At 53.5% G+C, this 25076-nt stretch carries 24 protein-coding genes; 11 read left to right on the top strand and 13 right to left on the bottom strand.

Annotated features, from left to right (window positions below; all coding sequences use genetic code 11):
- From JCM12296_RS12470 to JCM12296_RS12485, 4 genes are all read right to left on the bottom strand, one after another.
- The coding region (locus JCM12296_RS12470; protein ID WP_172683878.1) for an efflux RND transporter permease subunit at positions 1-1002 on the bottom strand (1002 nt) is incomplete at its 3' end.
- Positions 1002-2216, bottom strand: coding sequence for an efflux RND transporter periplasmic adaptor subunit (locus tag JCM12296_RS12475; RefSeq protein ID WP_281491997.1), 1215 nt, complete (start codon positions 2214-2216; stop codon positions 1002-1004). The genes JCM12296_RS12470 and JCM12296_RS12475, both read right to left, overlap by 1 nt.
- Positions 2217-2447: 231 nt before the next feature.
- Entirely contained in the window at positions 2448-3026 is a 579-nt protein-coding gene (locus tag JCM12296_RS12480) for a hypothetical protein (RefSeq protein WP_054693325.1), read from the bottom strand.
- The gene (locus JCM12296_RS12485) at positions 3023-3328 is read right to left on the bottom strand and encodes a hypothetical protein (RefSeq protein ID WP_054693328.1); all 306 of its coding nucleotides are present in this window, start codon (positions 3326-3328) and stop codon (positions 3023-3025) included. The genes JCM12296_RS12480 and JCM12296_RS12485 overlap by 4 nt, the downstream gene beginning before the upstream one ends.
- Positions 3329-3914: 586 nt before the next feature.
- Between JCM12296_RS12485 and JCM12296_RS12490 the strand changes: the two genes are divergently transcribed.
- The gene (locus JCM12296_RS12490) at positions 3915-5108 is read left to right on the top strand and encodes a sigma-54 interaction domain-containing protein (protein WP_246804228.1); all 1194 of its coding nucleotides are present in this window, start codon (positions 3915-3917) and stop codon (positions 5106-5108) included.
- 33 nt (positions 5109-5141) lie between these two features.
- Here the strand turns inward: JCM12296_RS12490 and JCM12296_RS12495 are convergent, their stop codons facing one another.
- From JCM12296_RS12495 to JCM12296_RS12520, 6 genes are all read right to left on the bottom strand, one after another.
- Complete coding sequence (locus JCM12296_RS12495) at positions 5142-6824, bottom strand: vWA domain-containing protein (RefSeq protein WP_054693331.1); 1683 nt, start codon at positions 6822-6824, stop codon at positions 5142-5144.
- Between the two features lie 30 nt (positions 6825-6854).
- Positions 6855-7766: an AAA family ATPase gene (locus JCM12296_RS12500; protein WP_054693334.1), complete on the bottom strand. Its 912-nt coding sequence runs from the start codon at positions 7764-7766 to the stop codon at positions 6855-6857.
- A gap of 143 nt (positions 7767-7909) precedes the next feature.
- Positions 7910-8131, bottom strand: coding sequence for a benzylsuccinate synthase beta subunit family protein (locus tag JCM12296_RS12505; protein ID WP_054693336.1), 222 nt, complete (start codon positions 8129-8131; stop codon positions 7910-7912).
- A 42-nt stretch (positions 8132-8173) separates the two neighbouring features.
- Positions 8174-10762, bottom strand: coding sequence for a glycyl radical protein (locus JCM12296_RS12510; protein ID WP_054693339.1), 2589 nt, complete (start codon positions 10760-10762; stop codon positions 8174-8176).
- A gap of 17 nt (positions 10763-10779) precedes the next feature.
- Complete coding sequence (locus JCM12296_RS12515) at positions 10780-10962, bottom strand: benzylsuccinate synthase gamma subunit family protein (protein ID WP_054693342.1); 183 nt, start codon at positions 10960-10962, stop codon at positions 10780-10782.
- A gap of 105 nt (positions 10963-11067) precedes the next feature.
- Positions 11068-12024 carry a glycyl-radical enzyme activating protein gene (locus JCM12296_RS12520; protein ID WP_054693345.1) on the bottom strand — a complete coding sequence of 319 codons (957 nt, stop codon included), beginning with the start codon at positions 12022-12024 and terminating at the stop codon, positions 11068-11070.
- A gap of 746 nt (positions 12025-12770) precedes the next feature.
- Between JCM12296_RS12520 and JCM12296_RS12525 the strand changes: the two genes are divergently transcribed.
- The 10 genes from JCM12296_RS12525 (at position 12771) to JCM12296_RS12565 (ending at position 23152) form a co-directional block, all read left to right on the top strand.
- Complete coding sequence (locus JCM12296_RS12525; protein WP_246804229.1) at positions 12771-14000, top strand: TetR/AcrR family transcriptional regulator; 1230 nt, start codon at positions 12771-12773, stop codon at positions 13998-14000.
- Between the two features lie 161 nt (positions 14001-14161).
- Entirely contained in the window at positions 14162-15469 is a 1308-nt protein-coding gene (locus JCM12296_RS12530; RefSeq protein ID WP_054693406.1) for an MmgE/PrpD family protein, read from the top strand.
- Positions 15470-15826: 357 nt separating this feature from the next.
- Positions 15827-16213 (top strand): hypothetical protein, encoded by a 387-nt coding sequence (locus tag JCM12296_RS12535; RefSeq protein ID WP_054693351.1) that lies wholly within the window; start codon positions 15827-15829, stop codon positions 16211-16213.
- The gene (locus JCM12296_RS12540; RefSeq protein ID WP_054693354.1) at positions 16210-17553 is read left to right on the top strand and encodes a Do family serine endopeptidase; all 1344 of its coding nucleotides are present in this window, start codon (positions 16210-16212) and stop codon (positions 17551-17553) included. The genes JCM12296_RS12535 and JCM12296_RS12540 overlap by 4 nt, the downstream gene beginning before the upstream one ends.
- On the top strand, positions 17550-17699 hold the full coding sequence (locus JCM12296_RS38220; protein ID WP_157067570.1) for a hypothetical protein: 150 nt from the start codon (positions 17550-17552) through the stop codon (positions 17697-17699). The genes JCM12296_RS12540 and JCM12296_RS38220 overlap by 4 nt, the downstream gene beginning before the upstream one ends.
- Before the next feature lie 146 nt (positions 17700-17845).
- Positions 17846-18589, top strand: a complete 744-nt coding sequence (locus tag JCM12296_RS44365; protein WP_340147859.1) for an ATP-dependent metallopeptidase FtsH/Yme1/Tma family protein — start codon at positions 17846-17848, stop codon at positions 18587-18589.
- Positions 18541-19830, top strand: a complete 1290-nt coding sequence (locus JCM12296_RS36300; RefSeq protein ID WP_054693361.1) for an ATP-dependent metallopeptidase FtsH/Yme1/Tma family protein — start codon at positions 18541-18543, stop codon at positions 19828-19830. Before JCM12296_RS44365 ends, JCM12296_RS36300 begins: the two co-directional genes overlap by 49 nt.
- Positions 19831-19845: 15 nt before the next feature.
- On the top strand, positions 19846-21174 hold the full coding sequence (locus tag JCM12296_RS12555; RefSeq protein WP_054693365.1) for an APC family permease: 1329 nt from the start codon (positions 19846-19848) through the stop codon (positions 21172-21174).
- A 59-nt stretch (positions 21175-21233) separates the two neighbouring features.
- Positions 21234-22169: an Lcl C-terminal domain-containing protein gene (locus JCM12296_RS12560; protein ID WP_054693410.1), complete on the top strand. Its 936-nt coding sequence runs from the start codon at positions 21234-21236 to the stop codon at positions 22167-22169.
- 221 nt (positions 22170-22390) lie between these two features.
- A complete protein-coding gene (locus JCM12296_RS12565; RefSeq protein WP_054693368.1) occupies positions 22391-23152 on the top strand; it encodes a hypothetical protein in 762 nt (253 codons plus the stop codon).
- Here JCM12296_RS12565 and JCM12296_RS12570 read toward each other — a convergent pair.
- The 3 genes from JCM12296_RS12570 to JCM12296_RS12585 all read right to left on the bottom strand — a co-directional run bounded on the left by JCM12296_RS12570 (position 23149) and on the right by JCM12296_RS12585 (position 24893).
- Positions 23149-23508, bottom strand: coding sequence for a cache domain-containing protein (locus JCM12296_RS12570; protein WP_083456098.1), 360 nt, complete (start codon positions 23506-23508; stop codon positions 23149-23151). The two genes, JCM12296_RS12565 and JCM12296_RS12570, sit on opposite strands and share 4 nt — an antisense overlap.
- Positions 23509-23687: 179 nt before the next feature.
- A complete protein-coding gene (locus JCM12296_RS12575; protein WP_054693372.1) occupies positions 23688-24269 on the bottom strand; it encodes an acetate uptake transporter in 582 nt (193 codons plus the stop codon).
- 324 nt (positions 24270-24593) lie between these two features.
- Complete coding sequence (locus tag JCM12296_RS12585) at positions 24594-24893, bottom strand: antibiotic biosynthesis monooxygenase family protein (RefSeq protein ID WP_054693378.1); 300 nt, start codon at positions 24891-24893, stop codon at positions 24594-24596.
- Positions 24894-25076: the final 183 nt, after the last annotated feature.

Below are 25076 nucleotides of genomic sequence, written 5' to 3' on the forward strand. Positions count from 1 at the left end.
GGTAAAAGGCGTGGTGTCGTAAGGGTAGATCACCTTCATGCCCGGAGGAAAATAACGGCTCATCTCCTTGAGCTTTTCCTTGACATTCTTGGCCGTTTCCAGGGCATTGGCGCCGGCCTCCTGGCGGATGGCCATGGCTGCGGAGGCTTTGCCATTGTAGTTAGCCACGATGTCGTAGCGTTCGGTTCCCAGTTCCGTGCGGCCGATATCCCTGATGCGGACCACCGATCCATCGGCATTGGTACGGATGGGAATGGCGGCGAACTCATCCGGGGTCTTCAGCAGATGCTGGACCACAATGGCCGTGTTCAGGCGCTGGCCCTTAACTGCCGGAGCACCGCCGAACTGACCGGCGGAGACCTCGACGTTGTAGTCCTGAAGCGCCAGGATAACATCTTCCATGGTCAGTTGATAATTGGTCAGCTTGTCGGGATCGATCCAGACCCGGATGGCATACTGGGAACCGAAATTTTCGACTTCACCCACCCCCGGTACCCGGGACAGGATTTTTTCCAGATTGGACTGGGCATAATCCCGCAGATCCAGGCCGTCCATGCTGCCGTCCTCGGAGATCAGCCCCACAATCATCATATAATTTTTGGTGGATTTGCTGACCTTGACCCCCTGTCGCTGGACCACATCGGGCAGGCTGGCCATGGCAAGCTGCAGCTTGTTCTGTACTTTGGACCAGGCGAGATCCGGATCGGTCCCCGGAGCAAAGGTCAGCTCAATGCGGGATGAGCCGGACGATGAACTGTTGCCGGAGAGGTATAGCATACCGCCCAAACCGGTCATTTTCTGCTCAATGATCTGGGTCACGGTATTTTCAACGGTCTCGGCCGAAGCCCCGGGGTAATACGAATCAATGGCAATGGACGGCGGGGCGATCGACGGGTTCTGGGATATGGGCAGGTTGTAGATCGCCAGTATGCCGACGGTCATAATGATGATGGCGATGACCCAGGCAAATACCGGACGCTTCAGAAAAAATCGGGATAACATCAGGCACCTCCATCTTTAGGCCCTATCGGCTGGGCGTCCGGTTCGGCCGCAGGCCCGGGTTCGGATGCTCCTGCATTAAAAGGGGTGGGCTTTACTATTGTACCGGGTTGTAACATCATCATTCCCTCGACAATTACCCGATCTCCGGGATTAAGGCCTGATGAGACCAGCCATTTGTCGCCGATGGCGCGGTCAAGGGTGAGCATTCGCGACTCGACCTTGTTTTTCGCATCGACAACCAACGCAACCGGATTTCCCTTGTGATCACGCGATACGCCCTGTTGGGGTATCAGGATGGCCTGATTTTTTACTCCTTCTTTGATCACCGCCCGAACGAACATGCCCGGCAGGAGAACTCCGTCGGGATTGGGGATAACCACCCTCAAGATGACCGAGCCGGTCGTCGGATCCACCGTTACTTCGCTGAATTGCAGTATCCCGTCCCGTGGGTAAACCGTGTCGTCTTCCAGGAAGAGCTTGACCTTTTGCTGATCCGCCCCGTTTTGGTCCAGATGTCCGTCTTTCACTCGTTTCTTCAGACGCAGCAACTCGGTGGTGGATTGCGGAACGTCCATATAAATGGGATCGAGCTGTTGAATGGTAGCCATTGCCGTCGATTGATAGGCTGTCAGTATGGCCCCCTCTGTTACACTGGACCTTCCGATACGACCGGAAATGGGGGCGGTAACCTTGGTGTATCCCAGGTTGATACGCGCCGTTTTCAGCGCTGCTTGCGCCTGCTCGATGGTCGCCTCGGTTACTGCCACCGCTTCACGGCTGCTTTCCACCTGCGCCTCGGCGGCCCGTAGTGTGGCTTCGGCCGCCTTGGCCTCGGTCACGGCTTGGTCGCGTTGGATGGTGGAAACCACTTTCTCTTTATATGACGCCTCATATCGTTGGCGATTCGTTCGGGCGAGTTCCAGGGTGACTTGCAGCCGCGCCACATCGGCGATACTCGCCTTCAGGGCCGCCCGTGCCTGGTCGGCGGTTTTCCGCATGGCCGATAGATTTGCCGCGGCATTGTCGGCGGACGCCTGAAAGGGATCGGGGTCGATCCGGTAAAGTACCTGGCCGGCCTTGACATCGGAGCCTTCCGTGAACAGGCGTTTCTGAAGCAGGCCGCTGACCTGGGGCCGGATCTCTGCAATGCGGTAAGCTGACGTACGGCCCGGCAATTCAGTGGTCAGCGTGACCTTTTGAAATTGTACAGTCACCGTGGATACTTCAGGAATAGATGGCGGTGGCGGGGTTTGTTGTTTGAGGTCGCAACTGACTGTAAAAAAAACGAACGGCAGAATTGCCGTCAATAAAGTCGCGGGTATCATCTGATTGAGACGCAGCATCGGTGTTTTTTTCTCCTGTTGATGAATCTAACCATCTGTCTTGAATTGGATTGTTAAATAAACTTTTAAATTCAGTTTGTTGTTGCGACTTTAGTAAGTCTGTTACGTGTCCATTCTGTCGCTTATTTCATTAAATAGGTCTGTGCCCGTGGCATATTCCCGAAAAGTCGCCAGGATATCCAAAAACAAATTCTTTTCACTCTGGCTGAACCGGCCGGATATCTCGTAAGGGTATTCCCTGACTGAGCTGGAAGCGATATCCAGACATGCAAAAAGAATGTTTTTCAGCAATTTGCGGTCATAGGCCCTTCCCGGTGTGTGCATCCGGACAGGGCCGATACAATGTCGGATTTTCTTTAACAATCCCGGTTTCGGCTGGCGAATCAGGAAGCGTTGGGCAAACTGTATGGCGTCGGACAGGCGAATTATTTTGTATCCTGCCATCTGGTTAATATGCTCGACATGCTTATGGATCCAAATCTTGAGGATAACCAATTCACCCGGCTGTATCTTCCCATCCGCCCAAATCATTTCAATAAGAGGCACCAAGTCGATCAGATAGATTTTTTCATTTTCTATTCCCAGGCTCGCAAGAAAATCTAATGCCTCTTGCCGGTCTAATGCGTTGTTTTGGTTTGCGGACCATAATTGGAGGGGGTTTGTCTCTTTGAATGGCTTCAATGGGCCACCTCGTCATCGAAAAGACTGAATTCATATTTCCATGTGGTATGGTAGATCTGCCCGAATTCTGAAAATGCAGCCGCCAGTTGAAGCCCCAATGGACTCTTGCCCCCTTGTTTTTTTTCGTTATGCCAGGTAATTATGATGGCTAAATCGTTCTCCAAAGTATGATTTCGAAAGAGCCGCGCACCTTTCAACCGCTCAATTCCTATTGGTAAAGAAAGCTGCCGAAAGGCTGCCAAGGCTTGCGCTTTGTCCTGATGGGAATGCGTCCGCAAGTGAATGATTTCAATCCAATCCATAAGCCTGATTTTCGGTAAAGGGTTTAGGTTTTTTGTTCGTTATTAAGCCAAAACCGTGCCACTTGTTTTTATCTACTATGTCAGGATGTTATATTTATTGCGAGATTTTTAACTGTTATATTAAAAAGGTTTCTGGCATATTTGGTAGGTTGATATCCAACATTCTGTTAAATATGGTAGTGGTTTGCATGGATGGGAATTGAAAATGGTGGATGAAAACGAATTCTTTCGGCAGGCAACCTTACGGATTTCCAGCAGTCTGAAGAGTGAGACGGCTTTGCAGCGGTCTATGGCCTACCTGGAACAATACATGCCTGTTTCCGGTATGTTTTTCGCGCTATACGATCCCCAGCTAAATGTGACAAGAATGCTGTCCTTTGTATGGCCATCCAATATTTCCCACCCGAATAAAACCCTTGTCGTTCCAAAGGAGTATTGGGGGTGGATGAAAAATCAGTGGTCCAATCTGGAAAAGATTAAGATTACAAATGATATCAGCAAGGAAGAGGAACCGATACGGCGGATATTTGCCCCACTTTGGCCGAATGACACGTCTCATATAACGATGGCTTTGCGGTTGGATGAAATGCGACTTGGCATTCTGGGAATCTTCGTGGAAGGCAAAAATCGCTATAACGAATCCCATGCCCATCTGATCTCCCTGCTTCACGAGCCGTTCGCCATTGCTATTTCCAATATTTTGCAGCACCAGGAAATATTGAGACTTAAGGACATTTTAGCCGACGATAACAGCTATCTTCGGAAAGAATTGATGGCGATGACCGGAAAAACCATCATCGGAGCAGACTTTGGATTGCGAGGCGTGATGGAGATGGTTTCACAGGTCGCACCGTTGAACAGCCCGGTACTGCTATTGGGGGAAACCGGCGTAGGTAAGGAGGTGATCGCCAACGCCATTCATTTCTCATCAAAGCGTAAAGACAACTCTTATATCCGTGTGAATTGTGGTGCTATCCCGGAGAATCTTATCGACAGTGAATTGTTCGGGCATGAAAAGGGGGCATTTACCGGAGCGATTTCAAGCAAACGGGGGCGTTTCGAACGCGCCAACACCGGAACGATTTTTCTCGATGAGGTGGGGGAATTGCCTCCGGCCGCCCAGGTGCGCCTGCTGCGGGTCATTCAGCAGCGTGAGATTGAACGCGTGGGGGGGGCCGAGACCCTTCCGGTGGATGTCCGCATCATCAGCGCCACCCACCAGAACCTGGAGGAAATGGTAAAATCCGGCACGTTCCGCGAAGATCTGTTTTATCGGCTGAACGTTTTTCCCATCACGATTCCTCCCCTGCGCTACCGTGCAGATGACATTCCGGCCCTGGTCAGCCATTTTCTGGAGCATAAATCACGAGAATTGGGAATCGACCGCTTGCCCGTCATTTCCCAAGAGACGATGGAAGACCTTCAGTCCTATCCGTGGCCGGGAAACGTCCGCGAACTCGAGAATTTCGTCGAGCGGGCGCTGATTCAGGGACGCGTGGAAAATACGTTGGACAAATTATCTTTCCGTGATGCGGCCGCGCCGGGGACAACCATGGCCCATTCGAAAGCAAGCCCCCTGGATGACAACCTGCCATCCATGGATGAGGCCATTGCATCCCATATCCGAATGGCGCTTGCCAAGACACGGGGAAAGATAGAGGGTGACGACGGCGCCGCCAGATTGCTTAAAATCCATCCCAGCACCTTGCGCGGGCGTATGCGCAAGCTGGGGATTCCCTATGGAAGAAACAGGACGATGAACCAAATCCCAAATCCTTAAACAGGGCCGCAAACCGCTTGAAGCCGACGGCTTTTAAGCAGCACAATTGCAGTGATTCATCAGGCTTCTGAAAAAACGGGGGATCGCCTGGATATTGTCCGCAAATTCGACATGCTGGCCATACTCTTGCTTTAGGGCCTGCTTGGCCGATGGGCTGCAACCGATACCCAGGGTCAGCAGGTTGACTTTCTTTTTCTTGCAAAAGGCAACGGCTTCGGCAACACCGCAACCCCAATTGGAAGCGCCGTCGGTAATATGGATGATGATGGGAAAGTTCTGAATTTTCTTCATGCTGAGAACAGTGGCGATGATCGCTTCACCGGATGCGGTTTTCCCGTTCGGAAAAACGGTAAAAAACATTCCGGAATGGTAAAGTTCGGTTATCCGGCATGTGTTTTTTACCTCATTGTAGCCGATCACCCGGGCGTTTTGATTGAACTCTTTGATCGCGGCGAATAGGGTTTGGAAGATGGTTTGCGCCTGATCCCATTTGGCCGGGTCGGACATGGAGCCCGTGCAGTCCAGCAGCAGGATAATGTTATGACTCAGGGCAAATACGTTTTTTTTCAGCATGAAGACATTGCCCGTTGTCTGGGATCGATACAATCTGCGCCCGTCGATTTTGCCGGTTTTAAGGCCCCGGTTGTGGATCGTGTCCCGATGGGCGATGGATTGCAACATCACCCGGAGATTGTTTAGGAGTTTTTTGTCGACCTTGTACTCCGCCGGCATGGAGATGTCGTTGCCCTCAATTTCGACAACGTCATCCATGTTGGAGACAATGGATTTGACTTCCTGGGTATAGCTTAACAAGCCCTTGTTCAGCGTGCGCTCGATCTCTTCCGCATAGCTGATAAGGGTGGACTTGACGGCCTCTTTCTCTTCTTCCTCCTTTGCAATCTCCTCTTCGTACTTATCGTAAAGCATGAACGGATCGGCGCGATTGCCCGGCCAGAAACGAATATCGGAAAGCAGCGCGTTCCAAATAGAACGGTACAGCGCGAGCCGAAAGGCGCCGCGCTCGGAAACCGTGGTTAATTCGGGGCATTCATATTTCAAGGGGCCGATGATCGAATTCAAGCGCGCAAGCGGTTTGCGGTAGAATTTGCTCAGGCTGGTCCGCTCCGACAAACCGCCCACGGATGAATCGATATATTCTTCTTTATATCGATCCACTTTTCGGTCAGCGGCCATCCGCCACCAGATGTGAAGTAGTTCTTCCACCGTTGGGGGGGTGATGAATTGCTTGTATCTTTTCCGCAGCTCCCATTTGCGGTGCTTTTCGGTATACAAGCCGAGCATGTTTCTGTTGGACAGCAGATCCGCGTAGATTTTTTCAGCCATGTCAAAAAACAGGTTGAATTTAAATTCGTAAATCGGTGGGAGGCCCAACTCCTGGAGAATAACGGCTCGGAAACGCTCGCTCCATTCGGTCACCTGATATCCCATATGGATGGCCATGCCAACCGCGATATCCGTTTTCGAGGACGGCAAGGGGTATTTGCCCATGAAGAACGTGGGGTCAAGGGAAATCCCGTGTTGAATATTCATCCCCGACCATACGATATCGCCGACGTTTCTTCCAACGAAGGACAACATCTTTCGAATGCTTTTCAGAACCTTTGCAAGTTCGATGGCTTCCAACGGAGACTTGTCGCGTCGCCAGTATTCCGAGAAGCCGCCTTCTCCGGATATATGAAATCGCTCAATTGCCACGGTCGTGCGTCCCCTTTGTTGTCGGTATTGCTAAGCGTGCTGTGAACAGGCCATTTTCTCTTCCGGCGGATTCTCGGCAAGCGGCCTTGATTCGCCTTTCAACAATACGTCCCGGGTATAAAGGAGGTATTCGGTTTCTCCCATTTCCAGATACCCCTTTTCCATATGCAGCGATATCAACAGGGATTCGAGGGCTTCCTTGTTGGTTTGAACGCTGTTCGAAATCGCCTCGGCCAGAGTGGCGCCGACCGATACCATTTCGGCAATCATCAAGGTGGTCCGGGTGGATATTTCCGTGAGGAGGGTCGGGTTGCTTCTCAGGGCGTTCGCGATATCGATAATATCGTCGGCTTGCTTACCGGTGATGCCGGTTTTGTTGATCAGGATCTCCCGCTCCACTTCATTGGGGAGGTAATCCATCAACATCAGGTAAAAGCGATCCCTCAGGGCGGCGTCCAGCAGCTCCGTTCCGATAAATTCGTCGCCTTCATTCAGTGTTGCAAAAAACACCACCCCCGGCGCAACCTTTAGCAGCCCGAGTTCATCCATCCACACCTGTCGATCATCGGATAAAATCGAAAACAACATATTCAATGCCTTGGGATGCTCCGGCCGGTTGATTTCTTCCAGGTGAATGACACAATTCGGTGTTTGGAGCGCTTGGGGAAACAGAAACTGCTTATATTTGGTTTCGCCGCCTTCAAGCGCGTATTCCCCAAACAACTGCCCCGGTTCGGAGAGGATGCCCACCTGAAAGGTTGCCAAGGGGCGCCGATGAACGGCTGCGTATTGCTTGACCAGGGAGGACTTTCCACATCCTTGTTTCCCGGCGATCAGGACGTTGACGGGATGTCTTTTTGAAAGCTTCTCGATTTTGTCGATCGTGCCGAGGACGTTGCTGCTGGCATAATAGTAGGGGTCCTCTTCGGGGATAAAGAGCATATTGTCGATTTTTTTTCCATCAGACCATTATCCTTTGGCATCAGGGCGGCGTCCTTATGCGGTTGTGAGTGTTGGAAGTCGGGCTTGGCGCACATTTGCGCTCAGGCAAATGTGCGCAAGAAGGGGCGGACTGGATCAAGCTGCTAGACATGCTCCCTGAAGCTGAGCTTGCCTTCCTCGTATCTGGAGCAAGTCATGTTCTGGGCATCGCGAACCCATCTTTTCCAGACAGCGCCGGCGGCGGTTCGGTTGACCGTGCATTGGCCCTGATTGGGGTCCGTCGGGTCGGGGGTCTCCCATTTGCAGTTTCTGCAAGGCCGGCTTGTATTGTTTTCCCTGTACATCTGGCTTTTGACGACAGTCATAACCAGTCTCCTTTTCTTATGGCATGGTTCCTGAGAAAAGCGTTATAGGTCCACATTCAGGTACTCAAAATCCTGTGCGCCGAATTGCTGCTCATTTCTGGCGATAATGGTGTTTTGCCCATAGGTCGGGATGTCGACGAACCGGGCGCTGAACCCGGCAACGCGCACGATCAGGTCGGCATGTTTTTCCGGTTCCTTTTGGGCGGCTTTCATTTCCGCCGTACTGACAACGTTGAATTGGATATGGTCGATATTGAGATCATGCCATGCCTTCATGTAGGCATGCCAGATGTCAAAGCCGTGTTTACTTCTCATAATGGGCAAGGAGAGCCGCTGATTCAGCAGATTGGCCTTTTGGTTTTTCTGGACTTTTGACACGGATTTCAACACGGCGGTCGGTCCTTTTTTGTCTGAGCCCATGTACGGGGAGATCCCGCCGTCATCCGCGGCCTCTCCGCCGTAGCGGCCGTCCGGCGTCGGGCCGGTACGGGAGCCGATTTCCATGTAGAGTCCGACGCCCTGGCCAACGGGCAGTACCGGTCCTCCGGAGTAGTTGACGATCTTGGCCATCACGCCGCCGATGATATCCTCGTAAAAATCCCTGATGATCGTGTCGGCGTATTCGTCGTCATTTCCCCATTTGGGTGCCTGCCTGAAATCCTTCTGCATTTTCTCGTAGCCTTCCCAATTGGCCTTGAGCGCATCCAACAGCTGGTCCATGGTGTATTTCTTTTCATCAAAGATCAGCTTCTTGATCGCCACCAGGGAGTTCGCGGCAACGACGGTGGTAATGGGATTATGCCATCCGTTGGGTTGTTCGGAAAGCGCATTGGCGTCTTCGCCCAGTTCCATGCACCCATCGTCGATGGCGGACGTAAAGGGCGCCTGGAGGTAGCGGGCTTCAAAATACCGGGAGACATCCTTGGCGCGGATGACGCAGTCCATGGCATAGGCGTACTGTTTTTTATAGGCCGCCCATAGCTCTTCAAAGGTTTTGAAATTCTCGGCATGACCGGTCTCCGGGCCCATCTGCATGTCCGTATAGGACCAGTCGTAGCCATTGTTCAGCGTAATTTCCAGGATTTTTGCCGGAAAAATGGAGCCGCCACCCTCGGATCGTGTCTTCTGGGTTTTTCGCCGACCCACCAGGCCCGGCGACATGCAAAGAACGTTCGCCCAGTCATGCGCTTCTTCATCCGTGGCGCCGTTATTGTTCTTGCTGAACTGCGCATAGTATTTCATCTGCTCGGTGCCGATCTTGTCGTGCTTGATGGACGGGAACCCAAGCCCATCCCGGATACATTCAAAGACCAGGCGTTTTGTCTTTTCCCTTCCCTCGGGCGCCCAGCGGAACACCATGGACGGTTCCGTTGTCCGAATGTTGCGCGTCGCTTCCAAGATGGCATCGGTCATATCGTTGCAGCCGTCCGAGCCGTCCCGGTTGAGCCCGCCGATCGTAAAGATAAAAAGATCGTTGGATCCCGGAAAGATTTCCCGGTAAGCCCTTGATTTCCCGGCACCATGCTCCGAGATCTTGAGCCGCTCCATTTCAACCATTTCAACGGCATCCGCATAGGTCATCGGCTGGAAGGTCTTATCGATGACGCTTTTCTGGTAGTATGGCCACAGCAGCTTGTCTTCCTTATGGGCAAAACCGCTGGCGTATCGATCGATGGCGTGGCAGATGAGGTAGGTGAACCACTTGGCCTGGAAGGCGTCCTTCAGGCCCTTGCAGGGTTCCGCCGGAATGCGTTCGCAAATATCGGCAATTTCAAGCAGCTCTGATTTTCTTTGGGGGTCTGTCTCAAAATTCTCAGCCACGATGGCGCAAAGCCGGGCATGACGTCTGGCCCAGTTGATGACCGCCTTGCAGGCGATGATCATGGATTCCCAGGTGTCGATCTTATGAATCCATTCCAGCCCGGTCGTGGCATCCCAGGGACTCTTTTCCATCTCTTTCCTGGCGTTTTGGATGTTCTCCTCGGCCAGTTGGATTCTTGCCAGAAGGCCGTCCTCCAATACCGTTTCATAAGGCGGTACGACGCTATTGTAGCCGGTTGCGAACGAAGGGGCTTCCATGGTGCTGACATTGAACATTCTGCCCAGGTCAACGGGATCGAAGTACTTGGACGCCTTGGTCTGCAGGCTGTGGGGAATCCAGTAATCGGCGATTTCCTGGGATTCGGAAACCGGCTGGGGGGCGTAGTCGCTGATGTTGTAGTCCTGAACCGCCATGAATGATAATTCAGGATAGAGCGGAAACATGTTCGGGTCTTCGGCATGGTAGCCGATGATAAATTCGTCTTCCTGAAGGACGATGGTGCATTTGGATAGAATGTTCTCCAACCCCAACGCCCTTCGGATCACTTCGGGCTTGCCGTTCGACGCCTTATGGGCTTCGGTGATCAAACGCATCCGTTCAATACCGGCCCGGACGCCTTTTTCCACAAATTCTCCCGCCGAGGCATGTTTCCACCGACATCGGGCCTTCAGACGCCTGGTTCGATCGGTGGAGGGCTTGGCAAGATGTTCATGCAGTTCCTCATCCGGAATGTCTTTTTCCGATGGGTTGTCCAATGGGAATTCGACTATCTTGTTCCTATACTCGATTGGCTGCGCGGTCTGGACCATGGGGCTACCTCCATATGTTACAGATTTACGGATTTGTTGAATTTGGCACATGACGCCGAGTCGGCGAATGTCGGTTTTGAGAGCCAATACTTGCCCTTTTCATCTTTTTTTTCGGTAACGCAATCTCCCTTTCCCGGTTCATGGTCACTGTAATTTTCGGGAATTTGGAAAAAGAATGAACACTCTGCACAGGTTGCCATACGATCCTCCCTTTGTTTTGATAACGCCCTGAATTATCGAACATCGATGAACGGGTTTACACTGTGGGTCGCTTGAATGGTGTTTGCCTCCTCGCCTTGTTTTCATTATTTATTGGGTTTAATGCCGACTATTCCGTCAAAGGTGATGTTAACGTGATTGAACCGTTTGAGGGCCTTTGCGAACATCAACAGTTCATTGGAGATACAGGGTTTGACGTTTTTATAGGTGTAGGTATCGCCCCTGCCCAGCAAATCGTATTTCTTTTCGCCATAGACATGATAGCGGAGGATATCCACGCCGTTTAGCTGGTGCTGGAATCTATCGATAAAGGATAGGCATTGCTCAAAATACGATGAAAGGTCATTGAAGTCGGGGATGATTGGAAAGTGAATTCTGACGTTGGCGCCGATGGCGATCAAATGTTGGATGTTGTCCAAGATGGGCTCAAGCGGTTTTCCAATGACCTTTTTATGCTGCTGTGGATCAAAAGACTTGATATCGACGATAAACAGATCCGTCGTCTGGACCAATGGCGCAATCCTGGCCCATTTCTGGAAACAGCTCGTTTCAATCGCAACATCCAGCCCCTCTTCTTTTAGCGCCCTGGCCAGATTCAGCGTGAATTCCGGATACATCAGCGGTTCCCCACCACTGATGGTGACGCCTCCGCCGCTGTGTCCGTAAAAAAGACGATCGGACAGCACCTCCTGGACAATCTCCGCGATGGAAAACGATTTGCCGACGACAGTCCTGGCGCCGTACAGGCAGGCTTCGACGCATTGCATGCATCGGACGCATTTCTTCCTGTCGATGTTCAGTTCGGGTTGCTTGTTTGGCCCGATGGATAGGGACGTCGCACCGGATTGGCAGACTTCGACGCATTTTCCGCAACGCGTGCATTTATCCGGGTAGTAGTAAAATTCAGGTTGTGCATCCTGGGTTTCCGGGTTGTGACACCAAGGGCAGTGCAACGGGCAACCCTTTATGAAAATGGTGGAACGAATCCCCGGACCATCCTGAAGGCTGAATCGTTGGATTTCTGTAATTAATGGGGTTTTCATAACCATGGTGCACCTGGGTTGTATTTGAATGAATGACCAATTGGCGGCAGATAATCCGCCATGATGTCACCGCCTAAAAATCCAGAAATAAATAATACACATTCATGGTGACCTAATGAGTGAAATTTAAACACAGAGGATAATAAATGTCAATAACAAATTACAATAAATATACTTAACTAAAATAAAAGGAAAAAATTATTAACTGAATACGACTTAGCCAGATGAGCAAATTTCAAAACATTTGCTTGCAGGAGAGACGACGTTGTACATATTTGTATTTATTTCAGTATATTACAGTATTGTGGGTCATGTCTCGTGGTGTCGGAGTCGGCGTGAAAGTGGTGCCGTGCCGAGGGCGGGCTTGTTTGGGGCGCTTCAGGAAAGGCGAGCGTCTTCTATGGCGTGAAAATAAAATAGCTCATAAAAAAATCAATAATGAGTAATATTCTAATTTGTGTTTAAGCATGCAGGCGAGATTGCTTGTATATCGCCTGGTGGATTGATTTTGGGCAGGACCATTGAAACGCTTGCCATCGCCGCACAATGGTTTTAGTGATCTATAACTATCTAAAAACTATTAATAAAACAAATATATTCCAATTCGCTTTCAAAAGTGATATGGTAACTATAAATTAAAAAAGTCACTGCATCGCATAACCGGTAACCAATGAGTGAGTTTTTATCAAACAAGATTTGATGAAACTTGAAAGTCAATATAGGTTGTTATGAGTCCAAAGAATAAAGTGTTGGCCGCCAACCGGCGTAAGGATTTACTAAAAGCGGCACAAGAGATTTTTTCCCAAAAAGGGCTAGTGGATTCGAATATTTCTGATATAGCAAGAAAAGCAAATATAGCTGATTCAATCATATACCATTATTTTATCAATAAGGAAGATTTACTTTTTTATGCATTGGCGGATAAACTGGATGAGGTCGAAAAGGAATTAAAACTTCATCTGGAAGGAATCCGGGACCCGGTCTCCAAACTGGGTAAAATGATATGGTACCACTTGTATATAAACGATTTAAGTCCCCAGGAGACACGCGTTTTAAAAGATCTCCTCTTTGAATGCCGCTCCAACCAAAATTTTTATTCCCATGAAGGCTACCAAGCGCTCAGACGATATACGAAAATCATGTCGGATATCCTGCAACAGGGGATCAATGAAAAAGTCTTCAGGTCCGACATCAATATCGTGCTTGTCAGAAACATGATTTTCGGCTTGCTTGATGAGGAATCCCTTTCACGCTTTTCCTCGCAAGAGATAGACAGCACCTTGCCGGATTTTAACGATATCATGGATTTGGTCTTGGCAATCCTATCTTGCGAGGAGGCTGTTATCAAGGAAACCGCCAATGATAACAATAAGGAAGCTAGAATCCTAAAAGCGGCTGTTCAAGTATTCTCGGAGAAAGGCTACAATGCGGCGACAATGGCTGAAATTGCCAGCGCCGCCAATGTCGCCGAGGGAACCATCTATATTTATTATCAAAGTAAAAGCGACTTGCTGTTTTCGATCCCCAAAAGACGTTTTAAATGGTTGCGCGACAGTCGGGATGAGGTTTTTCACATCGATTGCCCCATTAAAAAGCTTCGCCGCTTTATCCGTTTGTTGTTTACCACGTTCATGGGCAACAGGGACTTCTTGCGTGTCTTTTTGCTGGATATCAAATTAAACAAGAAATTTTATATCTCACCGGTATATAAGGACTATATTGATTATGTGTCCATCCTGGAAAAGATATTGGAGGAGGGAAAGGCGCGCGGCCTGTTCAAGTCCAATATCAACAATCGTCTTTTCCGGAATCTGTTCTTGGGTGCCTTCACGCATTTGGCAATGCGTTGGGTAATCCTGGACAAGGCCAAGCCCATCGACATGATGCAAAGTATAGAAGATTTGGTGTCGTTGCTAAGCTGGGCCGTTGTCGTCGATAAAGCCGCGTTGCAAGAGATTGAGGAGAGTGTCGGATAAAATCCATCATGGAATGATTGCTTCCTTACGCGCCCGTCTAAAAATAATTCACCCCGCATGCCTTCGAGCTGGAAAATAATATAAAATATGATATTAGATCGTATCAGGGGGGCAAGCCCGCCGCCGTCTGCTGACAAAAAATGCATGCGGAGCACAAGACCATGACCATTGCTCGACGATTCGCCGATTACATCCATCGTACCACCTATGAGGACATCCCCAAGGATATTCAACGCTTTGCCAAACTCTGCATTTTTGACTGGATCGGCGTGACCCTTGGGGGCGCCAGGGAGCCGGTGAGTGATATTTTATTGGGGTTGATTGATATCATGGGCGGAAATCCCCATGCCACGATCATCGGAAAAGGGGTGAAGACCAATGCGCTGTTTGCCGCGCTGATCAACGGCACCATGTCCCATGCGCTGGATTTCGACGATACGCATAAAGGCGCCGGCATCCATCCCAGCGTCTGCCTGGCACCGGCCGCCGTGGCGGTGGCGGAATACAAACGGGCTTCCGGCAAGGATTTAATCACGGCCTTTATCATCGGTTTTGAAGTCGCGGCGCGAATCGGCATTGCCGCCGCCACGATCGGACGGTTCGGCGCCACGGCCAGCGCGTCAAAGCTGATGGGCCTTACGGCGGAGCAGATCGTCAACGCCTTCGGGATCACGGGAACCCAGGTTTCCGGCCTGCGCGAGGTCTTCGGCACCATGAGCAAGCCTTTTCATGCCGGAAAAGCGGCCATGGACGGGGTCTTGTCGATTGCCCTGGCCAGAAGGAATTTTGACAGCAGCCATGAAATCTTCGAGGGGCGCTTCGGCCTGAAAAATGTTTTTTCGCCCAAATCACAATACAGCGACATGCTGACCGGTCTCGGAAAGCAATACCATATTCAGGATATCGCCTTTAAACCCTATGCTTCCGCGCTGGCCACGCATTCGACCATCCAGGCCATCGAAGCCATGCGCAAGGAAGAAACCGTCACCGCCGCGGATGTTGAATCGGTCCAGATCGAATTCGGTCCCTTACCCTACAGCGTGGTCAACCGGAAAAACCCGCAAAAAGTGCTGGAGGGAAAATTCAGCGTCCAGCACTGCGCCGCCATCGCCTTCATCAGGGGCCGCGTGGGCAGGGACATGTTTACGTTGAATGAATTGAACGATCCGCAGATCGTCGCCTTCAGGGAAAGGGTCGACGTCCTGCTGAATCCGGATCTCACGACGTTCGAGACCATCGTGACGGTGAAGACCAAGCAGGGCGCCAGCCTGAAGCAGCATATCAGGGAGTCGAAGGGATCGCCGGGAGTCCCCCTTTCCTTTGCCGAGATGAAGGAAAAATTCATGGACCTGGCCACCTCGGTGATTTCCAAAGACAATGCCGAAAAAATAGTGGAAAAGATAGGCCGCCTGCAAGACATAGAGGATGTGACGGAGATTATATCCCTGTGCAATCCCGCATCAAGATAAACGCGTGAAAAGTCGCATTTCCGACGGATGAAGCGTAACTGTAGCGACCCGGATTTATAATCGCTCGGAACAATTATTTGTGATCAAATTGTGGCTATCTGTAACAGGATTTGCGTAAACTATGTTGGGATTGGCGCCCGACTCAATTGAGCCAATTTCACAAGGCCAGCTTGGGATCGTTGTTTTGATTTGTGTTGACGAAATTCTATCGGGACGGTGGGTTTCCGATCAGGCCAGCGAGCAGAATACATCCACATGCGATCGTCCTGACGGCTGCCCTGCAGCGGCTTGACCCGACCGCCTCCCCCATGCTAACGCCATGTCTCCGACAGGAACTCACGCTAGGGAGGATGTCCGATGACCTACAACTTCGATCCGGATCGCTGGCTGGACAACGAGCTGGCCGCCCTGGACCATGCGCGGTGCCAACAGAAAATGACCGATGCGGAGTACGAGAATCGTCATGCCGCGCTCATGGCGCGCTATGACGCCATGCTCGAACGGCTGGATGGAACCTATCAGCTCCCTTCCGAGATGAATCCCACCTGCCGGGGCGCGCCCGTCCGGGTCCCTGCCACCTTCCGGCGTAGGACCATCACCGACAGAAAAAGCCAGCCTGGTCCGACACCAAAATCGGAAGCCCGCTTATATCCGTCCTTTCCTTGGGGGATTAGATTGAATGGTGAAGTCGTCACGCTATACGTGCAACCATTCACCACAAGGCAAAGGAAAATCCTACCATGAATACCCATAAACCCAACCAGTTGCGCGCGTTCCTGGTGGCCCTATTGGCCGTTTTGGCCATGGGGCTGACCCAATGCCAATCCCCCTCCGACAAGCCGGCCGCCAAGGAGACCCCACCGGCGGCCAAGACGATGACGGCTACCCCAACGGCACCCGAATCCCCATCGGCCGGCTGGAAAACCGCCATCGCCCAGGTGGCCCGGGAAAACATCCCCGCGGTGGTGCATATCGATGTGACCGAACGCCGCGAGATCGCCAATCCCATGCTGCCCTTCGGCAACGATCCGTTTTTCCGGTTCTTCTTCAATGGCCAGCAGCCGCCCCAGAAATTCAAGCAGGAGTTGCGGGGGCTGGGCACGGGCATGATCATCGATGACAAGGGCAACATCCTCACCAATAACCATGTGGTTGCCGGCGCCACGGAAATCAATGTCCTTTTGGCCGACGGAACCGAGTTCCCGGCCAAGCTGGTGGGCACCGATCCCAAGACCGACCTGGCGGTGATCCATATCAATGCCGACAAGAAGCTGCCGACGGTGACCTTCGGTGATTCGGACAAGATCGAGGTTGGTGACTGGGTGGTGGCCATCGGGCACCCCCGGGGGCTGGACCAGACCGTCACCCAGGGCATCATCAGCGCCAAGCATCGACGGGGCGTTCTCGATCCCACCTCCTACCAGGACTACCTGCAGACCGATGCGGCCATCAATCCGGGCAACAGTGGCGGGCCGCTCCTCAACCTGGACGGTCAGGTGGTGGGCGTCAATGCGGCCATTGCCTCGCAATCGGGCGGTTTCGAGGGCATCGGTTTTGCCATTCCCAGCAACATGGCCGTGCATGTGGCCAAGGCCCTGATCGATCACGGCAAGGTGGTTCGTGGCTGGCTGGGCGTGAGCATTCGCGACCTGACGCCCAAGCAGGTCAAGTCCATGAACCTGGCGGGCAACAAGGGTGCCCTGATCGCCGATGTGGTGCCGAACAGCCCGGCGGCGAATGCCGGGATTCAGAAGAACGACCTGGTGGTCAAGTTCCAGGGCGAGGCCGTCGATGATGCCGCGGCCCTGCAACGCCGCGTGGGTGACACGCCGGTGGGCGACACGGCGACCCTGACCGTGATGCGCGACGGCAAATCCATGGCCCTGACGGTCACCATCGGCAGCCAGGAAGACGCCATGCGCCGGATTGCCGCTTCCCTCGAGGACCGGCTGGGCGTGGTGGTCCGACCGCTCAAGGCCGATGAAGTCCGCACGTATGGCCTGGAAGCCGGGCAGGGCGTTGCCCTTGCATCGGTGGACCCCCATGCGCCCTGGGGTCGGCCGGATTCGAAAAGGATGATGTGATCCTGTCGGTCAACAACGAGCCTGTCCAGGATGTGGAGGGCTTCGTGGCTTTGATCAAGTCCCTGCCGTCCCATCAGCCGGTTCTCTTGAAGGCGCTGGACCATCGCACCGGGCAGGGCGGCATGGTTCGGGTGACCATCGGATAGCCCATGTTGCGCAACCCGGGTGAATCGGGGGCTGCCGGCCGGATCCGCATGGCGCGGCACCCCCGATGGACCCGGGTTCTTGCTCCGGCGGTATTTTTCTGTGGAGGTCGATATGAAACAACAGCAGAAGTTTTCACTGAGTTATTATCTCTTCGTTTTTTCATCATCATCACGCTCGAGTCGGTTTTTTCAGCGGGGCCGCGGTCAAGGAGATCGCCTACAGCCATTTTCGCGATCTTCTGGCCGGCAACCGCATCCAGAGCGTGATTGTCGAATCCGACCGCATTTTCGGTCTCGAGAAGGCACCGGTCTCGGCTGGCGGCACCAACCGTACGGCTGCCAAGGAGTCCCCGACATTCCAGCCGCCGCGCAAGAAGGCCCCCTGGCACCTGGACTTCTTCGGGTTGTCCGGCGACAAGGCCCAGGAACGCGCCGACCGCCAGTTCGTGGTCACGCGGCTCGCCGATCCCCAACTGATCGCCGATCTGCAGGCCCACGGCGTGGACTACCGCGGGAAGATCGAATCCCACTGGCTGGCCAACTTCATCTCCAACTGGATTCTGCCCCTGGCGCTGTTCGTCCTCATCGGCCGCATCCTGGCCCGCCGCATGGGCAAGGGTGCCACCGGCTTCCTGGACCTGGGCAAGAACAAGGCCCGCATCTACGCCGTGGATGATGCCCAGAAGGTCACCTTCGCCGATGTGGCCGGCGTGGACGAGGCCATCGAGGAGGTCAAGGAGGTGGTTTCCTTTCTCAAGCAGCCGGAGCACTTCACCCGCCTGGGCGCCAAGCTGCCCAAGGGCATTCTTCTGGTCGGCCTCCGGGAACGGGCAAGACCCTTTTGGCCCGGGCCGTGGCCGGCGAGGCCGGCGTGCCCTTCTTCAACCTGAGCGGTTCCGATTTCGTGGAGATGTTCGTGGGCGTGGGCGCCGCGCGGGTGCGTGACCTGTTCAAGGAAGCCAAGACCAAGGCGCCCTGCATCATCTTCATCGACGAGCTCGACGGTGTCGGCAAGAACCGCTCCCAGGGGGCGATGATCGGCGGTAACGACGAACGCGAGAACACCCTCAACCAACTGCTCACCGAGATGGACGGCTTCGATCCCCAGGCGGGCATCATCATCATGGGCGCCACCAACCGACCCGAAGTGCTTGATCCGGCCCTCCTACGGCCCGGTCGTTTCGACCGCCAGATTTTAGTGGACCGACCCGATCTCACCGGCCGCATGGAGATTTTCAAGGTCCACACGCGCGGCCTGACCCTGAACGCGGATGTCAATCTTCACCACCTGGCCGCCGAGACGCCCGGTTTCGCCGGTGCCGAGATCGCCAATGTGTGCAACGAGGCCGCGTTGCTGGCTTCGCGCAAGGACCGCCCGGCCGTTTGCCAGGCCGATTTCCAGGATGCCATCGAGCGGGTCGTCGCCGGCCTGGAGAAGAAGAACCGGCTGATCAATCCCCATGAACGCCGGGTGGTGGCCTACCACGAATCGGGCCATGCCATCGTCGGGCATCTCACCGCCGGCGCCGATCCGGTGCAGAAGGTTTCCATCGTCCCGCGCGGGATCGGCGCCCTGGGATACACCCTGCAGACGCCCCTGGAGGATCGTTTTCTCATGTCGCGCGGCGAGTTGATCGGCAAGATCAAGGGGCTGTTGGGCGGCCGTGCCGCCGAGGAACTGATTTTTGGCGAGATCTCCACCGGCGCCTCCAACGACCTGGAAAAGGTCGCCGACATCGTGCATAACATGCTCACGGTGTATGGCATGAGCGAGAAGATGCCCAACCGGTCGCTGGTGGAGCGATCCACCAACGGCTTCCTGGGCCAGGGCCCGTCCACCCGCCGACGTTCCGAGACGCTGGAGACGATGATCGACCGCGAGGCCCAGGCGATCATCGACAACGCCTACCAGGCCGCCCGCCAGACCCTGGCCGGGCATCGCCGGGAACTGGAAGCCATGGCCTCCCTGCTCTTGGAAAAGGAGAAAATCGACGGGCAGGATATCGTGCGTATTCTGGGGCCGGCCAACGCATCGCGGAAAGACCGGGAAGATATTCCCCCAGGTGGGAATGGCGACGACACGGCCGTGCTTGCGGAAGCCGGCGAGTCTTCCTCGCGGACACTCGGCTGAAAGGATGATGAACCCATGCAGCAAGACGAGAAAAAGCTCGGATTCTGGCCGGTGGTTGCCATCGGCATCGGCGGAATGGTCGGCGGCGGTATTTTCGCCGTGCTGGGCCTGTCCGTCCAGATCACCCGCGGCGCCGCGCCAATGGCCTTTTTCGTTGCCGGCCTGGTGGCCCTGGCCACCGCCTATGCATACACCCGCCTGTCGGTGACCTTTCCCGGCCAGGGCGGCACGGTAACCTTCTTGGACCAGGCCTTTGGGTCGGGTCTGTTTACGGGAACGGCCAATGTTCTGCTCTGGATCAGCTACATCGTGATGCTTTCCCTTTACGCCTACGCCTTCGGCAGCTATGGCGCGGCCTTGTTTCCCCCGGAAGCCCGCTGGGTGTGGAAGCATGTGCTGATCAGTGCCGCCATTCTGGGCGTCACCGGCCTCAATTTTCTCAACGTGGAGGCCATCGGCCGGGCCGAGACCTGGATCGTGGCCGCCAAGATCGCCATTCTGCTCTTCTTCATCGGCGTGGGCGCCTGGACCATCGACGGCTCCCGCATGGACGTCGGCCAATGGCCGCCGACCGGCGCCATTCTCGCCGGCGCGATGATCATCTTCCTGGCCTACGAGGGTTTTGAATTGATCGCCAACACCGCCGGCGATGTCCGCGCGCCCAAACGCACCTTGCCCCGGGCCTACTATTCGGCCGTCGGTTTCGTGATTCTGCTCTACGTCATGGTGGCGGCGGTGACCATCGGCAATCTGCCCGTGGCGCAAATCGTAAACGCCCAGGACTATGCCCTGGCCGAGGCGGCCCGCCCGTTTTTGGGGTCCTTCGGATACCTCCTGATCACCGTGGCGGCCCTGCTCTCCACCCTGTCGGCCATCAACGCCACCCTGTACGGCGCCGCCCGCCTGAGCTACACCATCGCCAAGGACGGTGAACTGCCGGAAGTATTGGAACGTAAATTGTGGAACCGCCCGGTGGAGGGCCTGCTGATCACCAGCGGCGCCACCCTGCTGGTGGCCAACCTGTTCGACCTGTCGAGCATCTCGACCATGGGCAGCGCCGGCTTTCTGCTCATCTTTGCCGCTGTCAACGCCGCCAATGCCCACCTGGCGAGCAAAACCGGCAGCCGGTGCTGGATATCCGTCGTCGGGAGCCTGCTTTGCCTGGGCGCCCTGTCCAGCCTGATCCTTTATACCTGGCAGCACAGGCCGTCCCACGTCTGGGTGCTGGCCGCCATGCTGGCGCTGGCCTTTGCCGTGGAGGGGGGCTACCGCCTGTGGCGGCGGGGGGATCTGATGCTGCGCGAGCGCTCGGTCGAGAGCGCTTCCCCTGGCGCGGGCGAGTGATCGGATGCCAAGTCGCCTGGGAGAAGGCCATTTCATCGATCGTTTTCGAAGGAGGAACCATGCATTTTCAGACATCCTTCGGGTTACTGCAAACCGATCAGGTCAACTGCTACGGCCAGGATGGTCGTTTGATCGACTGTGCGCTGAGCGGTCAGGATGGGGCCTTTCCCAAAACAAATCCAGTGGCGCCGGATCAGCGCTTCGCGGTCATGGATCGGGTCGTCAGGGATGCCCTGACCGGCGCGGTCTGGAGCCGGGATGCCAACCCGGCGGAATTTCCACTGACCTGGTCCGAAGCCCGGTCATTTGTCGCCCAGATGCGTCAGGACCGGCTCTGGGGCCGCGATGACTGGCAATTGCCTCCCCGTCGGATGCTTTTTTCCCTTCTCAGTCATCAACAAATCAATCCGGCGCTTGCCGACGGCCACCCCTTCGAGAACGTGTTCCCCGGCTATTACTGGACCGCCGAGACCTGCCACCGGCTTCCGGACCAAGCCTGGTATGTTCACCTGGGCGGCGGGCGGGTTCATCGGGGAATGAAACAGGGCTCATACATGCTATGGCCGGTGTCCCTGGGCGATGTTGGCGCTGGTGCCGCTGCCGATGTCCGTCACCGTTTTCGGCGTGACGGGGAATGCGTCCGCGATCGCCTGACCGGTCTGATTTGGAGCCGTGACGCCGCCCCGGATCCGGTTCCCCTGGACTGGCAGACGGCCCTCGTCAGGGTGGATCGGCTGAATGTCCGCGCCATGGGTGGCTATCACGATTGGCGGATGCCCGCGATCCGGGAGCTGGAAAGCCTGGTCGACCTTGATTGCGATTCGCCGGCATTGGCCGGTGACCACCCCTTCATCCATGTTCGGGAGGCCTACTGGTCGTCGACCACCAGCGTGTATGAGCCGCGCTACGCCTGGACCCTATACACCCAGGACGGGATTGTCGGCGTGGGGTTCAAACCCGGTGCCGACTTTTACCTGTGGCCGGTGCGGGGATGACCTCGCCCTGTCCCGGCCGGCGACGGCCGCCTGATCGTTCCCGCCAATAAGAACTCGCTTTGTCCGCCTCTCGCGACGATCTTCGTTTGTGGGGCAATTGACCCCGTCGAAAACAGTGCTTATCCCTTCTAAACAGTTCAATAATGGATTTCCTTCCTCTTCTGCACGACTTGACGACATCCATGCCGATTCGCATGGTCCATCCAACTGGAGGTGGCAATATGAAACACGACCCAAACGCACTCACCCAGGAAGACCGCCTGGTTGTGGAAATATCGACCGGGAAAGACGAGAATTCTCTCCGGACGGTTTCGGAACGCATCTATGAAAAAACCGGCGACGGTACGGCAAAGCTGGTATCCGAAACGATCGATGACGATTTTAAGAAGACCATGACGGCGGTCGAATCCGCGGAAAAGCAGCCCTTAATGGGGGCCGGTAAGGCCGAAGCGGCCATTGAGGTGGCCAAACTGGCCTGGGATATACTGAAGGAGACGCGGCCCCAAGCCATCGCCAAGGGGGCGTTTACTTCCGTTCTGGACAGCCGTGAGATGGATCCGCTACGCTATCCCAATGCGAAGAATTTCAAAAGCGACATCTATGCGGTCAACTTCAAGAACGTGTTCGGCACGGTGGTTGCCGGCGTGAAGCTGCGTTGCATCGGGACCTACAAGGCCCAAAAGCCGCCCGGCTCGAACATCCCGGACGGCGATTATCTTCCGCAAGTCGCCTTCGATGTCATCAAGGCCGAGGCGGCGGCCACCACGTCGATCAATGCGGTGGCCTCGGTGACGTCACCGGCGAACGTGGGAACCGCCGATCACGTCAATCCGCAGGTTTTTGTCAAGGTCGATATTACTTACAGCGGTTGGTTTAAATCCGAAACAGCGAATTTCCCCTTAACGGTTCAGGCAGCCGCGGCGTGGTTAAATGACCATGTGATTCACACTTGCCGGACAAGCAGAGGCAATGTTGGGGTTTAGTAAATCATGCCACCCACATATACGCCAGCCCCCACAAAAACATCTTGGTTCGGTACCCGGTAGATGTAGGTCAATTTCTTCGAAGGCGTGGTTTTCCCTGGCTTCGGCCACATATATTCAACCCACCCGTGGCCCACATTTCGTGCGAGATTGACGAAATGCACAAACAACGCCTTATCGGTTGGATCGGTCATCAGCAATACATGTTCATGTTTGGTGAGTTCTGGTTTAAAGGGGTGAGCCAACATTTTGCCATCCAGATTCATAAGAAAAACATAGGAATCTTTCCATACAAACGCACCTTTTGGATTGGATATTTCCTTTATCGCGGCATCCAAGCCTTTGGAAGTAATCATGGCCGCAGCTTCATGACATTTAACCACACATTCCTCTTTGGTGGCCGATTCACCAGCATGTGCTGACCGAAAGCAGGCTTACAATTAGGATACAAACAATTGGGATATCTTTTTTCATACCATCCTCCACAATTTTTAAGTTTACCGATTTATAGTCTCATTTATGCTGCATTTTTCACTTAGGACTTTTTTTTGGGTTTTATCCAGGGTTCTCCAACGGGTAGCACATCATAACCGAAAACCTGAGCGTAGATGACATGTGCCATCATGTATAAGGCGGAGCTGGCACAAAGCATCAGTTCATATCCTGCTATCTTGGTAAGCCCTGGAAAACCGAAGTGCGCAAAATCCAAAAGAACGAAACCGATCAGCAGGAAAGTGAAGGTAACAGCCATTGCACCATGAATGCGCATGGCAGGAATCCACATGATTGCTGTATAAATAGTCCAGGATACTAAGAACCATCCAACGTCCGTAGTGGAGGAATGATAAATATTATAGTGATTAAGAATAAAAATGACGCCCAATGCAATCCAGAACGCACCATACGAAACAAATGCGCTAAAACCGAAATTATTGGCGCATTTGAATTCCATAAAGCCGGCAATCAATTGGGCCAATCCACCAAAAATGAATGCCATCGCTATAATGGGACCGACACCACACCATCCAACATTGTGAAACTGGAGTAAAAAGGTTGTAATTCCAAAGCCCGCAAGGCCGACAACCGCCGGATTTCCCATAGGTGCTTCATTTGCCATGGTCTCTCTCCTTTCCCAAATAGATGGAAATCAATTTTTCCCAATAGTAATTTTAATTTGCCGAAAAGATGATATTTTCAGACAGCCACGATCTGCGGGAAGCATGAAATGGACGAAGCCCAACTTGTTTAAACGCTGGCCGATATTTTTGTGGTAGGAGGTATCAACGACGCTTGGCGCATAGACCGCAAAAGAAAACAGACCACTCTCAGAAAAAAGTTTAATGATGACTTTGTAAAAGAAATATTTGCATCGTTTTTGCGGCCCCATGAATCCATATAGATATTCGGCAATTAAAACCTTTTAAACGATGTCAATAAGGTGTTATTCTGTTTTTGTATCCTCATAGGTTTGAAAAGTCGTTTCTACACCAGGAATTGCATCTATTTTTGATTGAATTTCACGCCGTTCCTCACTCTTATACCAGTTTTGCCAATCTTCTAAAGAATCCCACGTGCTAATGGCAACGATATCTTTTGGGAGATTGATATTCTTTACATATTTGCTTGAGAGATAACCGGGCTGCTGGGGAACAAGGCTTCGAAGTTTTCTAACCAGACCAAAAAGCTCCTTTTCTTTGCTGGAATCTTCGCATGTTCGTTTGATAAAAACTCTAATAGCCATTTGACCCTCCTTTCATTCTTGCCATTTAGGCACCTACCGTTCAGTTAGGATTTGGTATCTACTTGTCCACGTTTTTGGGTATGCGCTTGGTCAGAACGGATAATCTAATAAGTATCGCCCAGTTGCCTGACGCTGACAACATGATGGCGTATATAACGGGCATCTCGAAGGAAGTGAAACTAC

It is taken from the genome of Desulfosarcina cetonica JCM 12296 (assembly GCF_001311845.1).
Classification (GTDB): Bacteria; Desulfobacterota; Desulfobacteria; order Desulfobacterales; family Desulfosarcinaceae; genus Desulfosarcina; species Desulfosarcina cetonica.